Annotated in this window: 17 protein-coding genes; 2 read left to right on the forward strand and 15 right to left on the reverse strand. The window is 65.2% G+C overall.

Annotated elements, in window-relative coordinates; genetic code table 11:
• Positions 1-22: 22 nt before the first annotated feature.
• The 15 genes from BMW74_RS19035 to hemE form a co-directional block, all read right to left on the reverse strand.
• Complete coding sequence (locus BMW74_RS19035; protein ID WP_139208432.1) at positions 23-328, reverse strand: hypothetical protein; 306 nt, start codon at positions 326-328, stop codon at positions 23-25.
• Between the two features lie 384 nt (positions 329-712).
• Positions 713-1,174, reverse strand: coding sequence for a type II secretion system protein GspM (gene gspM, locus BMW74_RS19040; RefSeq protein WP_093425075.1), 462 nt, complete (start codon positions 1,172-1,174; stop codon positions 713-715).
• Positions 1,171-2,268, reverse strand: a complete 1,098-nt coding sequence (gene gspL / locus BMW74_RS19045) for a type II secretion system protein GspL (RefSeq protein WP_093425077.1) — start codon at positions 2,266-2,268, stop codon at positions 1,171-1,173. The genes gspM and gspL overlap by 4 nt, the downstream gene beginning before the upstream one ends.
• Positions 2,268-3,131 carry a type II secretion system protein GspK gene (locus tag BMW74_RS19050; RefSeq protein WP_093425079.1) on the reverse strand — a complete coding sequence of 288 codons (864 nt, stop codon included), beginning with the start codon at positions 3,129-3,131 and terminating at the stop codon, positions 2,268-2,270. Before BMW74_RS19050 ends, gspL begins: the two co-directional genes overlap by 1 nt.
• A complete protein-coding gene (locus BMW74_RS19055) occupies positions 3,128-3,664 on the reverse strand; it encodes a type II secretion system protein GspJ (RefSeq protein WP_093425081.1) in 537 nt (178 codons plus the stop codon). The genes BMW74_RS19050 and BMW74_RS19055 overlap by 4 nt, the downstream gene beginning before the upstream one ends.
• Complete coding sequence (gspI, locus tag BMW74_RS19060; RefSeq protein ID WP_093425083.1) at positions 3,654-4,046, reverse strand: type II secretion system minor pseudopilin GspI; 393 nt, start codon at positions 4,044-4,046, stop codon at positions 3,654-3,656. The genes BMW74_RS19055 and gspI overlap by 11 nt, the downstream gene beginning before the upstream one ends.
• Positions 4,039-4,506: a type II secretion system minor pseudopilin GspH gene (gspH, locus tag BMW74_RS19065; protein WP_093425085.1), complete on the reverse strand. Its 468-nt coding sequence runs from the start codon at positions 4,504-4,506 to the stop codon at positions 4,039-4,041. Before gspH ends, gspI begins: the two co-directional genes overlap by 8 nt.
• 3 nt (positions 4,507-4,509) lie before the next feature.
• A complete protein-coding gene (gene gspG, locus BMW74_RS19070; RefSeq protein ID WP_093425087.1) occupies positions 4,510-4,965 on the reverse strand; it encodes a type II secretion system major pseudopilin GspG in 456 nt (151 codons plus the stop codon).
• A 3-nt stretch (positions 4,966-4,968) separates the two neighbouring features.
• Positions 4,969-6,180 (reverse strand): type II secretion system inner membrane protein GspF, encoded by a 1,212-nt coding sequence (gene gspF, locus BMW74_RS19075; RefSeq protein ID WP_093425088.1) that lies wholly within the window; start codon positions 6,178-6,180, stop codon positions 4,969-4,971.
• A 3-nt stretch (positions 6,181-6,183) separates the two neighbouring features.
• Positions 6,184-7,626 carry a type II secretion system ATPase GspE gene (gspE, locus tag BMW74_RS19080; RefSeq protein WP_093425093.1) on the reverse strand — a complete coding sequence of 481 codons (1,443 nt, stop codon included), beginning with the start codon at positions 7,624-7,626 and terminating at the stop codon, positions 6,184-6,186.
• Positions 7,623-9,494, reverse strand: coding sequence for a type II secretion system secretin GspD (gene gspD, locus BMW74_RS19085; RefSeq protein ID WP_093425096.1), 1,872 nt, complete (start codon positions 9,492-9,494; stop codon positions 7,623-7,625). The genes gspE and gspD overlap by 4 nt, the downstream gene beginning before the upstream one ends.
• On the reverse strand, positions 9,495-10,025 hold the full coding sequence (locus BMW74_RS19090) for a type II secretion system protein N (RefSeq protein WP_371911782.1): 531 nt from the start codon (positions 10,023-10,025) through the stop codon (positions 9,495-9,497).
• Positions 10,026-10,034: 9 nt separating this feature from the next.
• On the reverse strand, positions 10,035-10,610 hold the full coding sequence (locus BMW74_RS19095) for a cytochrome b (RefSeq protein WP_256562616.1): 576 nt from the start codon (positions 10,608-10,610) through the stop codon (positions 10,035-10,037).
• Between the two features lie 39 nt (positions 10,611-10,649).
• Positions 10,650-12,122: an N-acetylglucosamine-binding protein GbpA gene (gene gbpA, locus BMW74_RS19100; RefSeq protein ID WP_093425102.1), complete on the reverse strand. Its 1,473-nt coding sequence runs from the start codon at positions 12,120-12,122 to the stop codon at positions 10,650-10,652.
• A 393-nt stretch (positions 12,123-12,515) separates the two neighbouring features.
• A complete protein-coding gene (gene hemE, locus BMW74_RS19105) occupies positions 12,516-13,583 on the reverse strand; it encodes a uroporphyrinogen decarboxylase (RefSeq protein ID WP_093425104.1) in 1,068 nt (355 codons plus the stop codon).
• A 145-nt stretch (positions 13,584-13,728) separates the two neighbouring features.
• Between hemE and BMW74_RS25270 the strand changes: the two genes are divergently transcribed.
• Positions 13,729-13,893 (forward strand): hypothetical protein, encoded by a 165-nt coding sequence (locus BMW74_RS25270; RefSeq protein ID WP_175479264.1) that lies wholly within the window; start codon positions 13,729-13,731, stop codon positions 13,891-13,893.
• 190 nt (positions 13,894-14,083) lie between these two features.
• On the forward strand, positions 14,084-15,132 hold a 1,049-nt coding region (locus BMW74_RS19110), incomplete at its 3' end, for a PAAR domain-containing protein (RefSeq protein WP_093425106.1).

Below are 15,132 nucleotides of genomic sequence, written 5' to 3' on the forward strand. Positions count from 1 at the left end.
GTGATCCGGGGGGTGGACATGTTCAGGCCTCCATGGCGTCGGACGACATCGCGCCCGCTGCGTCAGTGAAAAGCAGAGGGATGCCGTCATCGGCTGTTTGAGGCGTGATAAAGCAGACACTGACCGGGGCAACTATCGGTTCATTGGGGAAGGTTTCAGCGACGTTCGACGTCTTGCCAAACACAGTCACTTCTAGCCACTTGAATAGCGGACTTAGATTGATCCCGTACAACACGGTTTCATGAGTACGACGGTGTATTCCAGGCAACACCGAGACGCCGCGCGATTGCACGCCAGTTCTTTCTACAGGCATGGTGAGAACATCCATTTACATACGTCAGCGACCCGAAGTCGGATAACGTCTTCGTGTGGTGCCAGGCCGCCTCCGTACGATGCGGTGCTCTTGGCTCTTGATTAAGACAGGCGAACATCACTGACGAACTGGTTACTGCTTTTCCGCGCGGCAACAGTGAATTGTCCTAGATGGTTAATCCACCCCCCAAATCAACAAGAAGAAATTTCCGATCAAGTTTCAGAAATAGACTACAAAAATCGCAAATCAAAATGGATTTAACACCCATTTAAGGCTCGTCACTCCAACCGTTCTAGCCCGCCATTCCAATCGCATCGGCGTTAACGATCGAACCGATGACACCATGGGTCATTAGCGAACAGAACAAGATTGATCTCAAAAACACCGGTGGCGAGCGGATTAGCGATGCGCCGGCGCCCGCACCACCAACTGCGCCTCCAGCCGTTCACCGCGCGTGTCCAGGATCAGCGACTGCAGGATGGCGCCGTTCTGTTCGGTGCAGTGGAGCCAGGTCAGCAGTGCGCGGGCATCGCCGCTGAGGGTCAGGCGCAGGGTGTCGTCTTGCACCTCCAGTTGTTGCACGTCAAGACCGTCGGCCTGGGCTCGCTCGCTCATGCTCACCGACAACGGCCGGGGGTCATTGGCCTGGGCGGGAGGTGGCGCGCGGTTGATCTCGGCGGCCAATGCCAGGCGCTGTTGATACAGGCGCTCGGCGGCGGCCAGGCGTGCCTGGGCCGGTTGCCACAGCCCGACGAAGGCCACTGTCGCGGCGGACACCAGGACCAGGGCGCCGAGGGCTTGGCGATCGCGCCAGGCCATCCGGCGCCAGGCCGCGAGGAGGACTATTCGGATGGGTTTCATGGCTGCGGCTCCAGGGTCAGTTGCGCCTGGACCCGTTCCTGCCCTTGGCTCGCGCTGCCCAGGCGGATCGGCAGGCCACTGGCCTGGCCGCGTTCACGCAACTGTTCGAGCTGGGCGAAGCTGGCGGCGGTGAGGTGCAGTTTCCAGCCATCGGCCAGCCGGTATTCGATGCGCTGCACGTCCACGTCGCTGGCACCGATGACCTGCTCGGTGAGTGTGAGCAGGCGCGCGACCTGGGTGCCCTGCGCCTCTGGACGGTGACGCTGTTGCAGGGCCTTGAGTTGCGCGGGCAGGTCGACGATGCGGGTCTGCTGCGGGTACAGCGCGCGGAAACGTTGCTCGCTGATCGCGTACAGGCTGCGTGCCTGGTCCTCATAAAAACCACTGCGCGCCTGGATGAAGCCCCATGCCAGGGCGAACGAGGCGACGACGCACAGCAGCGCCGCCGTCCACGGAAGCCCCCGGCGACGGCGGGCGAACGTGCCTTGCAACAGGTCGGTGGGCTGGCGCGGGGCGGCCGGGGCGTGCAGCGCCAGATAGCCGTCGTCCTGCCAGCACATGGCGGGGGGCAAGCGCGTCTTGAGTGGTTCCAGCGCCTGCGCCGACAACGCCAGCCGCGCCTCCAGCGCGCCGCCCAGCAACCAGCGTCCCAGCCACCACACGCCATAGGGCTGGTCGCTGGGCAGGCGGTCGGCATCGACCTGCACCGTGTCGACGCTGATCCCCAACCCCGCCATGAGCGCCAGCACCCCGGCCAGGCGCTGGCGGTTGACCACCCACACGCCGTAGCGTCCCTGGCGGTCGCGAGGCCCCACGCACAGGTGCAACGCCTCCAGGTCCTCGCTCAGGTGTTCTTCGATGGCAAAGGCCACCGCCTGGCCGTCCGGGCGACGCCGTGTCGGCCATTTTTCGGTCAGCAGCCAGCTGCACATTTCCATCGGCAGGACCAGTTCGACCGCCTGCCCGCGCACGCTTTCAGCCGCCTCGGCCAGGGTCAGCTCGCGGCGCTCGCCCTGTGTCGAGACCCGACAGCACGGCCATTGCTCGCTCGGTTCAGCCAGGCCTGCGGCGGTGAGATAAAGCCAGAGGGTCATTACCAGGACTCGCTTGTCAGTGGGTTGAGGAGGCGTCGTTGCAGGACACGCGCCTGCCGGGTCTTGGCATCGAGTTCAATGTCGCTGACCAGCCGCAGGCGCGCGGCCCCGAAGGTTGCCTCCACGCGGATGCGAAACCAGCGGCTGTCCAGGCCCAGCCCATGGCTGCCCAGTTCGGCGCCGGCGAGCAAGGGGTCTTCGACGAACGCCTGGACCGAGCGATAGCCCGTCAACGGACGCTGTTGCACCAGGGTGCGAGCCGTGGCCGCGCTGATGCCGTCGAGGGTCATCAGTTGCTGCGCCGTCGCGGTGTTGAGGTTCAGGCTCGCGGCCTTGGGCAGCAGTGCGACCAGCGGCTGCAAGCGCGCCAGCACCGCGGCGTCGACCCCCGCCAGCGCCCGCAGTTGACTGACGTCGGTCAGCGCCACCAGGCCTGCGCCAGACAAATCGTGCAGGGCCGGATTGTCGATGCGCACCAAGGCCAGCAGGCGCAGCCAGCGCGCCTGCGTCACGGCGTCGACCCGGGCGCCATCGAGCAAGGGCGACAGGTTGAAGCGTCCGGCAAGGTCCTCGATCTCGACGTGCAGGGTGCCGCCCTCCCACTCGATGGGAGCGGCGACGTGCGCCCAGTCCTGGGCCAGGTTGACGCTGGGCGACTCGCGCTGGGCGATGCGGCGCAGGCGCTGCAACGCCCAGCGCTCGGCGGCAAGCCCGGCTTGGCGCACCTGCACCTGATGCAGCTGTTGCGCGGTGCTTTTGAGCACCAGCCGATGGTTGCGCAGCACGGCGCCCGTGAGCAGCAGCGCCAGGCTCATGATCAGCAACACACTGATCAGTGCCACGCCACGTTGCCGCGGCTTCACGAGGCGCTCCCCGGCAACAGCAACACCCGGCGAATCGACGGGAAGCGCGGCGTCGAGAAGGTCACCTCCAGGGCCATGGGCGGGGCACCGCTGGCCGGCCACTCGCTGCGCCAACCCCGCTCACGATCGTAGAGCCGCCACTGCAAGGCCAGCACCTCGCCCAACAGTCTTTGCCGCTGGGCAATGGGCTGATCCGCACCCTCGCTGTCGCGCCACAAGGTGCCTTGGTCGAGACCATAGCTGACGTTCTGCACCTCGCTGCGCGCCTGGTCCAGCGGGTTGCGCCAGTTGCCCCGCTGCCACTGCAGGCGTCCCTGGTGCAGCCGCGGTGGCGTGGTCGCGTGCAGCACGTCCCGCTCGATCACCGCGATGGCCCGCTGCAGGGTGCGCAGTTCGCGCTCATGCACCGCCGTGCTGCGCTGCGCGCCCAGCACGCTGTCGAACATCCGCCAACTGGCCAGGCCGAGCAGGGCGAAGATGGCCATGGCGATCACCAGTTCGAGCAGGGTGAACCCTCGCGACCTAGGGTTCACGGGCATCGATCCAACCGCTGGTGCGATGCACGTCCCGCGCGCTGTCGGCGGGGCTGACGCTCAGTTGCACGGCGAGCAAGCCGGGCTCGCGGGCCGGGCTGATCACCTGGCTCACGGTCCAGTCGCGACCGGCGAAGTGCCGGTTCAGCTGCGCACCGGCGGTGGCCGGCACCGCACCCAGTTGCAGCTCGCTGAGGTGATTGTCCGCCAGCCACACGCCACACAGTTGCTCCTCCAGCCGGGCGTTCTGTTTGAGTGCGTACTGCCCGGCGGCGAGCACGGCGGCCGCCAGGGTGGCGAACACCACCAGGGTGATCATGATCTCCAGCAAGGTGAAGCCCCGATGCCTGTGCCGGGACGGACGCGGCCTGCGCTTACTCATCGAGCACCGCCTCGTTCAAGCCGTCGCTGGACAGGCTCAACACGGATTGCCCGGCGACGAGCAGGCGCGCGGTGAATGGGGTGTTTTCGTCGCTGCTGAGGATCAGCACCTGGGGCTGATCCTCCTGTGCCTTGCGGGCGGACGGTTGCCCCGCCACCGCCAGGCTCAACTGCACCCCGTGGGGCATGCGCCGGACGTTTCCCACCGGACGCCATTGCTGGTGCTCAAGGACCAGCAATTGATACTCCTCGGGCGCCAGGCGCAAACCGTATTCGCGACCTTCCAGCACCGCCTGTTCGCGCACGCTGTGCAGCAGTTGGATCAACCCGCTGGCCTCTTGCCGGGCCTGGCGTGCCGGGTCGTTGCCGCCGGCCAGTTGGACCATCCCCAACAGCACGCCGATCAGCACCATGACCACCATCAGCTCAAGCAAGGTAAAGCCCTGACAGCGCCGGCCCATGGCTCACTCTCCCCAGTTGCCGATATCGGCCGCGTAGCCTTCGCCACCGCTGACCCCATCGGCGCCGAAGGAGTACAGGTCGTAGCTGCCATCGCGTGAATGCACGCCGGGATTGAGGTACTGATAGGGCGTGCCCCACGGGTCCACCGGCACGCTCTTGAGGTAGCCCTGGGGGTTCCAGTTGCGCGGCACGGGCGCGCCTTGCGGGCGCTTGACCAACGCGTCCAGGCCCTGGACGGTGGACGGGTAGTGGGCGTTGTCGAGGCGGTACATCTCCAGGCTGGTGGCAATCGCCTGGAGGTCGATGCGCGCGGCGGTGACCTTGGCCTGGTCGGGACGGCTCATGAACTGCGGCACGACGATGGCACCGAGCACACCGATGATGACCACCACCACCATGATTTCGATCAGGGTAAAACCGCGTTGGGTGCGAGGGCTTGGAATACGGACAGGGTTCATCGGTCAACTCACCAGTTGGTTAAGGCTAAGAATGGGTAGAAGAATGGCCATGACGATCAGCAGCACGACGCCGCCCATCAGCACCAGCATCAGCGGCTCGAACAGGCTGACCACCAGGGCGATGCGCGCGGCGAGGGTCTTGTCCTGCTGCTCGGCGGCGCGGGCCAGCAGGTTGTCCAGCTCGCCGGCGCGTTCGCCGCTGGCGATCAGGTGCAGCATCAGCGGCGGGATGTCCCCGCCCTGCGTCAGGCCCTGGGTCAGGGTGCCGCCCTCGCGCACCGAGCGGGCGACGTCGTGCATGCGCGCGCGGATGCTCAGGTTGCCGATCACCGCCGCGGCGATTTCCAGGGCATCGACCAAGGGCACCGCGCTCTTGCCGAGGATCGCCAGGGTGCTGGCGAACCGCGCCGCTTCCATGGCCCGCAGCACCGGCCCCACCAGCGGCAGGCGCAACACCAGGGCATGCCAGCGCAGGCGCAGGGCCGGTTGCGTCAAGGCCCAGCGCGCCAGCACGGCCAGCGCCCCGAGCATGCCGAGCAGCAGCAGGCCGTGGCGGCGCAGGCTGTCGCTGAGCAGGATCATCCCGCGCGTCAGCAGGGGCAGCGGCTGGCCACTGTCGATGAAGATCTTCACCACGTCGGGCACCACGTAGCCGAGCAGGAACGCGACGATGGCCACGCAGGCGCCCATCAAAATCATCGGGTAGACCAGCGCCAGTTGGATGCGCTGGCGCGAGGCGTGCCGGGCCTCGGTGTAGAGCGCCAGTTGCGCCAGCACAAAACCCAGGTGCCCGGAACGCTCGCCCGCGGCGACGGTGGCGCGATACAACTCGGGGAACGCCCGCGGGTACTTGCCCAGCGCGCTGGCCAGGGTGTGCCCCTCCATCACCCCACTGCGCACCGCCGACAGCAGCGCGCTGATCCGCCGTTTCTCGCTCTGGGCGGCGACCGCACGCAGCGACTCTTCCAGCGGCAAGCCGGCCTGAATCAGGGTAGACAGCTGCAAGGTCAGCAGCGCCAGCTCGCCCGCCGACAATGCACCGCCTGCGCCAGCCCCGGCAGTGCGAGCGCCTTGATGCCTGGCCGGGCCGACATGGCTGGGCAGCAACCCGCGCTCACGCAACAGTTGCCGGGCATGCCGGGGGCTGTCGGCCTCCTGCACCCCCTTGCAGGTGCGGCCCTGACGGTCCTGGGCGCGGTAGTCGAATCCCGGCACGGCCTAGTCCTCCTGACTCACGCGCAGCAGTTCGTCGAGGCTGGTCAGCCCTTCGAGCACCAACCGCTGGCCATCCTGGAACAGGCTCGGACCGTGTTCGCGCGCAGCCTGGGCCAAGGCCAGCTCGCCGGCGCCCTGATGGATCAGCGCCGACATGGCCTCGGTGATGCTGATCAATTCATAGATCCCGGTGCGCCCGCGGTAGCCTTGCTGGCACTGCGTGCAGCCCGCGGCCTTGAACAGGCGCTGCGGGACCTCGACACCGAGGCGCCGACACGCCACGGGGTCGGCGTCATACGCCTGCTTGCAGTGCGGACACAGGGTGCGCAACAGGCGCTGGGCCAGCACCCCGACCAGCGACGAGGCCAGCAGGTACGCGTCGATGCCCATGTCCAGCAAGCGGCTGACCGCACCCACCGCGCTGTTGGTGTGCAGGGTCGACAGCACCAGGTGCCCGGTCAGCGAGGCTTGCACGGCGATCTCGGCGGTTTCGCGGTCTCGGATCTCGCCGACCATCACCACGTCCGGGTCCTGGCGCAGGATGGCCCGCAGGCCACGGGCGAACGTCATCTCGACCTTGGGGTTGACCGGCGTCTGGCCGATGCCCGGCAAGTGGTACTCGATGGGGTCTTCGACGGTGAGGATGTTGCGCGTCTGGTCGTTGAGGCTGGCGAGCGCGGCGTACAGGCTGGTGGTCTTGCCGGAGCCGGTGGGGCCGGTCACCAGGAAGATCCCGTGGGGCCGGGCGAGGATCCGCGTGAACCGCGCCAGGGTCGCGGCGGGCATGCCCAGGCGCTGCACGTCGAGGCGCCCGGCCTGTTTGTCGAGCAGGCGCAGCACCACCCGTTCGCCATGGGCCGAAGGCAGCGTCGACACCCGCACATCCACTTCATGCCCCGCCAGGCGCAACCCCATGCGGCCGTCCTGGGGCACGCGCTTTTCGGCGATGTCCAGGCGCGCCATGACCTTGATCCGCGACACCAGCAAGCTGGCCAGTTCGCGCCGCGGCTTGAGTACCTCGCGCAACTGCCCATCCACCCGCATGCGCACCGACAGGTGCTGCTCGAAGGTTTCCAGGTGCACGTCCGAGGCCTTTTCACGCACCGCTTCGCTGAGCAAGGCGTTGATCAAGCGGATGATCGGCGCGTCCCCTTCCTGCTCCAGGAGGTCGGCGGTCTGGGGCAACTGGTCGGCCAGGCTCAGTAGGTCGAGTTCTTCGTCCAGGCCCTGGGCCACCTGCTCGGCGGCGCTGTGGCCCGCGCGATACGCACTGGCCAGGCGCGTGGCAAACACCGCCGGCTCCAGCACCTGGATCGGCAGGTCAGCGCCGGTGACGCGGCGCACCTCGGCCAGGGCGGTCAGCGGTGTGTCGGCGCGGATCGACAGGCCGGGCGCGTCCAGCAGCACCCCGGAGCGTCGGGCGAAGCCGAACGGCAACGGCTTCATGGCGCCCGCCCGTCGAACATCTGCTGTGGATCGTCCGGCAACGCCAGCGCCCTGTCCTGCCGCTCGTTGGGCTGGCTCAGGTCACGCAGGGCCTGGTAGCGGTCAGCGCTGATCTGGGCGATGTCCTGGCGACTGCGCACGATGGTCGGGCGCAGGAACACCATCAGGTTGCTCTTGGTCTGGGTGTCCTTGGTCCAGCGGAACAACGCACCCAGGTAGGGAATGCTGCGCAGCCCCGGCACCCCGCTTTCCTGGCTGCGCACGCTGTCCTTGATCAGCCCGCCGATGACGATGATCTCGCCGTCGTTGGCCAGGATCGTGCTCTTGAGCGCGCGCTTGTTGGTGATCAGGTCCGAGGAGTCGATGCCCGATACCGAGGGCGCGATGTCGGAGATCTCCTGCTCGACGTCCAGGCGCAACAGCGAGCCTTCGTTGATGTAAGGCCGCACTTTCAGGCTGATCCCGACATCCTTGCGCTCCACAGTGGTGAAGGGATTGTCGGCGCCATTGCTGTTGGTGGCGTAGGAACCGGTCTTGAACGGCACGTTCTGGCCGACGATGATTTCCGCCTCCTGGTTGTCCAGGGTCAGCAGGCTGGGGGTGGACAACAGGTTGCTGTGGCTGTTGCTGGCCAGCGCCGAGATCAGCGCGCTGAAGCTGCCATTGCCCAGGCGCAGGAACGAACCTTCCGGGGCCGGGTTCTTGTCGTCGAAGTTCAAGCCACCCAGTACCGGCACGCCGGTGCCGGGGAAGTTGATCAGGCCGGTGGCGTTGCCGCTGTCCAGGCCCCATTGCACACCGAGGGCCTGGACGATGTCGCCGGTGATCTCGACGATGGCGGCGTGGATCAACACCTGAGCCCGGGGCTGGTCCAGCTCGCGCACGATGTTTTCCAGGGTCCGCAGTTGCGCCGGGGCGGCAAAGATCACCAGGGCGTTCTGGCGCTCATCGGCCTTGACCGTCACCGCGGTGGCGGGCGCGGCGTCCTTGGCGTGGCCGCCGGCGCCTTGGGCCTTGAAGCTTTGACCCATGGCATCCAGCACCTCGGCCAGCTGCTTGGCATCGCTATGCCGCAGGCGGATGACGCGGGCGTTGTCGAGCGTGCCGGTGGCCGGGACATCCAGCGATTGCGCCAGTTGCACCAGGCGCCGGCGCGCATCGGCCGGCCCGACCACCACCAGGCGATTGGCCCGCGGGTCGGCAATCACCAGGCTGCCGGCCTCGGCCCCGGACTTGCCCAGGGACGCCTCCAGCACCTTGGCAATCTCACCGGCCAGGCCATGGCGCAGGGTCACCAGGCTGTGGGCGTTGCGCGCGCCGGAATCGAGTTGACGCACCACCTGGCCGATGCGCCGCACGTTGCTCGCGGTGTCAGTCACCACCAGGGCGTTGGCCGACACCGAAGGGCCGACGTAACCATTGGCCGAGACCAGCGGACGGACCAGGCCCGCGAGGTCGGCGGCGGTGCTGGCGCCCAGGGCAATCACCTCGGTGACGAACTGACCATCGCCCGGGGCCTTGGCATCGCCCTGGCTGGCCCGGGTCTTGGCCTCGGTCGCGGGGGTGATGAGAATCCGGTCGCCCTGATCGATCACGGTGAAGTTGTGCGCATCGAGCACCGAATAGAACAGGCGCCGCACGCCTTCGCGATCCAGGGCCTGGCGGGACATCACCGTGACGCGTCCCTGGACCTTGGGGTCGAGGATCACCGTGGTGCCGAGGATCGACGACATCTCTTCGACGATGTCGCGCAGTTCGGCCTGGTTCATCGCCAGTTGCCAGCGTTCCTCCTCGGCCCCGGACACGCCGGGCAACAACAGCAGCGACAACGCAAGGGCGCGCAACACGCCAGGGGGTGAGTGATTCATTCAGTGCCTCGCAGGCGAATCAGCGCCGGGGCGCAGGTGGACAGCCGCCGGCAGGGGCCGGGAATCGGTCGGGTTGAGCATCAGCAACGGACGCGCCGGGGTGGGCTGCAAGGCCAGCGACTCCTCGCGCCCCTGGCGCCACAGCACCACCCTGGACACCTCGACCCGGCGTAGCACGCTGCCACCGGGCAACGACTCGCCCACGTGGTACAGGCGTTCACCGCCGGCATCCGCCAGCAACGCCCGCGACAGGCCGTGGCTGGCGACGAAGCTGGCCCGTAGCGTCAGCGGCTCGGCGCTGGGAGCGGCGACTAGGTGCTCGCCCAGGCCCATCACAGTCGCAATGGCCTGGGGGTTGAAGGCCGGCGCGGGCAGCGTCGCCGGGGTCAACGGGGGCGGTAGCGCCGCCTGGCCGAGCAGGTGTTCGCGCAGGCGCACCTCGCTGACGAACAGGGACACGCCATAGCCCAGCGGCACCGCCCACAACACCGCCCCCAGCAGCAGCGGCCAGCGCGAAAGCCATCTCGACAAGGCCTTCATTCAGCGCCCGAATCCCATGTTGAGCAGCACCCGCTGTCCAGTGACCTCATGCTTGAGCACCGCCGCGACGTGCAACACCAGCAATCCCGCCAGCAGCAGGCACGCCCAGATGTGAAGACTCAGGAACAGCTGGAGCCAGTAGGGATCGTCAAGGGGCTGGGGAATGAACACCAGGTCGAAGACCGTGATCGGTCGATCCATCATCAACACGCCCGTCACCAGCACCACACTTACCACCCCGTACATCGCGCCATGGACCAACGCCGCCAGGCGTTCGACCTTCGAGGCATTGCAGGGGACCGAGACCGGGCGACGCTGGAAGGCCAGCGCGAGACGCACCAGGAAAAAGGGGATAAATACCGTGGTCAGCGACACATTAAAAAAGGCGATCCATTGTTTTATCGGCAACGCGACTTCAAACAACGAAACATAAAAACCACTGCCCAGCGCCCAGATAATAATGACCGCAGACAGCCAGTGCAGAAACTTCTGCGCGGCGGTATAGGATGACGTCTTCATTAGAACTAACGACTCAAGCGACTTGAAGTAAATAGAAAAACGTAACGCGTCGGGCAATCAACTTTCGTCGACTGCCCGACGCGATGTCAGGGCAACTTAATGCTTGTGTTCCCAGGCCATGCCCCAGAACTCGCCAACACCCGGCTCGTAACCGTTTGCCGTTGGGCTGTACTGTTTGCAGTAACCCGCAAGCGGCAGCGGCTTACATTCGTAGACTTGGCCATTTTTAGGCTGCAGCACCTTGGTGCCGGCGGTGTACTCGCCGATAGCGTTTGGGTACTCAAAGTCGAAGTCGTGGGCACCGCCTTCACCGGTCAGCTCGGTGTGCTTGAAGTCCTGGCGCGTGGTGCGACCGTCTTGCGTGGTGCCCAGCAGTTTCACCCCGTGGATGCCTGGAGCCGAACGCACGTCGACATTCAGCAGCGCATTGCTGTTGGCTGGCACGGATTGGCGGGTGAACCCCACTTGCTTGTTCGCCTCATCGAACAGGCTCGCCTCAACGGTCATCGCGCGGTTGCTGAGCACCGGGACCGCGACCGTCCCCACGCCCTTGACCAGTTCATGCTCGGGTGCCAGTGCGCCCAATGTCATCCGCGCATCGGCATCTTCCTGCATCAACAGGGAAATTTCGTAACGGCTCACGCCGCTGTCTTTCTGGGCATACACCTTGTTCACGCCTTTGACCGGCACGATGTTGTCGTGCTCGTCACGTACACCGGCACGGATCAGCGTGTGGGTTTTATTGAGCTGCTCGGCCAGGGCGAACGACCAGTTCTCGGGCTTGCCTGCATCCGCATTGGCGATGCCGATTTCAACGCTGTACTGCGCGCTTTCACCATTGGCAGTGAAGGCCCGGGCCTTGACCTTGTCGCCCGGCAACAGGGGGTTGGAGGGGGTGATATTGCCAACCGGGTTCCAGCCGCCCGGCAGCGCAGCCTCGGCCAGAATGTTGACGTCGGCCACGTTGTAGAACGCCGCGTCGGTATCGCCAACGGTCCAGATGCCGAGGATCACGTGCGGGCCGGTCTTGTCGTCCGGGATCACGCAGGCGTGCTTGGCACCGGTCACCGGCAGTACGTTGCCACCGTCGACATAGCAGAACGGCGCGCTGTCGAACGAGGCGCGCGCCAGCGGCTGGTTCGGGTTCCAATCGTTCTTGGTGATGAAGTATTCGTGCTTGGTCGCCGGGTGCGCAGCGGTGTAGGTCCAGGCGAAATCAAGGCTGCGCTCTTTGATTTCGGTCATGCTCCAGCGCGTAGCGGACTGGGCATCGACCGCGGAAAACAGCGACAGGCCGCCGCTGGCAATCTGGCCATCGACCGGACCTTGCAACGGCGCTCCCCCCACGCCGTTGGGGAAGCCCTTGAATGTCTCGCCCACGCTTTGGGGCTCGTATTGGGCACCGCCGCAATCGGTGTTCAGGCCTTTTTGGCACAGCACCGCCCGCGAAGGGGGGTCATTCAAGAAGCCATGGCCGATCACGCTCGGCGAAGCGAGCAGGGTCGCCAACAACGTCAACGAGAGCGTACATCCAGTCAGTACGCGCTCTTTCGAAACAGTATTTTTCATAACATGAGCTCCAGTCGGGTAATGAATACTTGCCTCGCAGAGCGTCCTATGACCGATAACAAAACAACCGTCACCGGCAATACACTTCGACAATATTCAAGCGCCGGTCATGGCGTCTGCGATGGCGCGAACCTTACTGGGTATAAGCTTTTTTATATGTCGGAAAAATCCACATAACCAATCAGAATAGTCATCGGAATGGATAATGCTTACATTCGAAGCAATCTAGTCTTACGTATGTAAGTAATTATTAAACAAGTTACTGGCGCATACCGTTAAAGCACGTCAAGCACCAGACAGCCTGGCCCGGCGTACACGTGACCGATACGAACAATGGGAGGGGTAAACGCGGGGGCGCAATGCCTGGCCCTGGGGCCAGGCAACTTGCTGGAGTTACGCGTGGTACTGAGCAGAAAGCTCGTGCACAGCGCGCAGGAAGGCGCCAGCGTGTTCCGGGTTAACTTCCGGGGTGATGCCATGGCCAAGGTTGAACACGTGGCCGCTGCCCTTGCCGTAGCTGGCGAGGATGCGCTCGACTTCGGTGCGAATCACCTCGGGCTTGGCGTAGAGCACGGTCGGGTCCATGTTGCCTTGCAGGGCCACCTTGCTGCCGACGCGCTCGCGGGCGCTGCCGATGTCGCAGGTCCAGTCCAGGCCCAGGGCGTCGGCACCGGTGTCGGCGATGCTTTCCAGCCACAGCCCGCCGCCCTTGGTGAACAGGATGACCGGCACTTTGCGGCCTTCGTGTTCACGGATCAGGCCGCTGACGATCTTGCGCATGTAGGCCAGGGAGAACTCCTGGTACGCCGCCGCCGACAGGGCGCCGCCCCAGCTATCGAAGATCTGCACCGCTTGCGCGCCGGCCATGATCTGGCCGTTGAGGTAGCTGGTGACCGACTGCGCCAGCTTGTCGAGCAACAGGTGCAAGGCTTGCGGGTTGTCGTAGAGCATGGTTTTGGTCTTGCGGTAGTCCTTCGACGAGCCGCCTTCGACCATGTAGGTGGCCAGGGTCCATGGGCTGCCGGAGAAACCGATCAGCGGCACACGGCCGTTCAGCTCGCGGCGGATGGTGCTGACCGCGTCCATCACGTAGCCCAGGTCCTTGTGCGGATCGGGGATCGGCAAGGCTTCGATGTCGGCCATCGTGCTGACGACTTTCTTGAAGCGTGGGCCTTCGCCGGTCTCGAAGTACAGGCCTTGGCCCATGGCGTCGGGGATGGTCAGGATGTCGGAGAACAGGATCGCCGCGTCCAGTTGCGGGTAGCGATCCAGGGGCTGCAGCGTGACTTCACAGGCAAACTCCGGGTTCATGCACAGGCTCATGAAGTCGCCGGCCTTGGCGCGGCTGGCGCGGTATTCAGGCAGGTAGCGACCGGCCTGACGCATCATCCACACGGGCGTGACGTCAACGGGTTGCTTGAGCAGGGCGCGAAGGAAACGGTCGTTCTTCAGGGCAGTCATGTCGGCATCCGGAAAAAAAGTGCGGGCATTTTCTCAGAGCCGGACACAAAAGGCACGGCAAGAGCCGTGCCTTTTGTCTATAGGGGCAATTTGTCGCGGCCAGACCCGCTCCCGAAACAGCTTCATACCTCGTAGGAATAGGGTGTTGAGTGCCCACACTGACGGTTCCAGCCGGTGTATTGCAGTGATCGTTTCCCACCCGGACGCAGAGGCCGCCGAGCAGTCCGGGCACCCGTTTGCAGGCAAGACCGCGCCCAAAAACGACGAAGAACGCCCGCCTGAGCCACTTCGCCTGGACGCGACATCGTGACCTGTAGGAACAAGCCGTCAGCCTCAACACCAGCCATGCAGCACAATGGAATCACCCATTTCCGAAATACTTGTGGGATGTTTCCTGTTCGTATCCCGCTGTCTTGAATGAACTTTTTGACCCGGTACGGTGCGTTGATCCGGGCTCGGCCTGAGCCGGGTCAACCACCTCTCGGAAAGGAGTTCAAGCGATGGCAGACGGACACTTTATCGGCCTGGGCGACAAAACCACCTGCGGTGGCCGCGTTCTGGATGGGGATCCCAGGATCAACCTGTATGGCCTCCTGCATGCGTGCGAAGGGGACCGGGTCACCTGTGGCAAGGACGGCGGAACCTATCGGATCGTCGGCGGCATTGCTCACATGAACAGCCATGGCCGGCTGATGGCGGGCACGCTGGACAGTGCCAGCAGTTGCCCCTGCAGGGCCCGACTGATCCCTTCGGTGTTCACCGCCACCTACAGGAATGAACAGGCGACACCGCCAGCCCGCAGCACCGTCGTTCAACCCCAGGCCCCAACAACTGCCCACCCTTCGGCAGCACCGCGCCAATCCGCTTTCACCCCTTCAAACCCGCCAGTCCCAACTGCATTTAACCGTGTAGAGCCCCAGGAACCTGGCTTCTATGTGGTACCCACCACCATGACCCGCCAGGCATTGGAAGCCACACTGTTCCCAACGCCCGATCCGGTGGTGATGCGCAAGTTTCGGGCGCTCAACCCTGATCTCAACGAGCTTAAGGCGGGCTCGCTGATCGTATTGGGCGATCCGCACACCACCTCCTGCACCTACCCGGAAGCCCAACTGATGCAGGCCGCTCAACAGGTCAAGGCCGCCCTGGATCCCCTGACACCGGACGAGGCCGAGTTTCTGCTGCGCCATGGCGCCGAGATCGCCAGCTTTACTGGCCAGACCTCCACTTGGCTGGGCGTCAGTGCGGTGACGATGGAAAAGCACCTGAGCAGCCTGCGCGACACTCTCCAAACCATGGAACGCCTGCATCAGGACAGCTATCGCCAGCACGGTCACCTGAAATCGGAGCAGTTCCGCGACAGCCGCCGGCACCTGCTCAAGCAATTGGAGGCCCACCTGCTGAACTCCACTCGCCTGCGCGGCCAGACCAGCCTGGGCGACCACCCCAAACTGAAAACCGCCCTCGGCCTCTCCACCAAAAGCCTGGTCCATCACTGGAACAAAGCCGGTGCGCCGGGGCAGATTCCGGGTTACGCCACCCATGTGGA

The organism is Pseudomonas sp. ok272 (genome assembly GCF_900109995.1).
Classification (GTDB): domain Bacteria; phylum Pseudomonadota; class Gammaproteobacteria; order Pseudomonadales; family Pseudomonadaceae; genus Aquipseudomonas.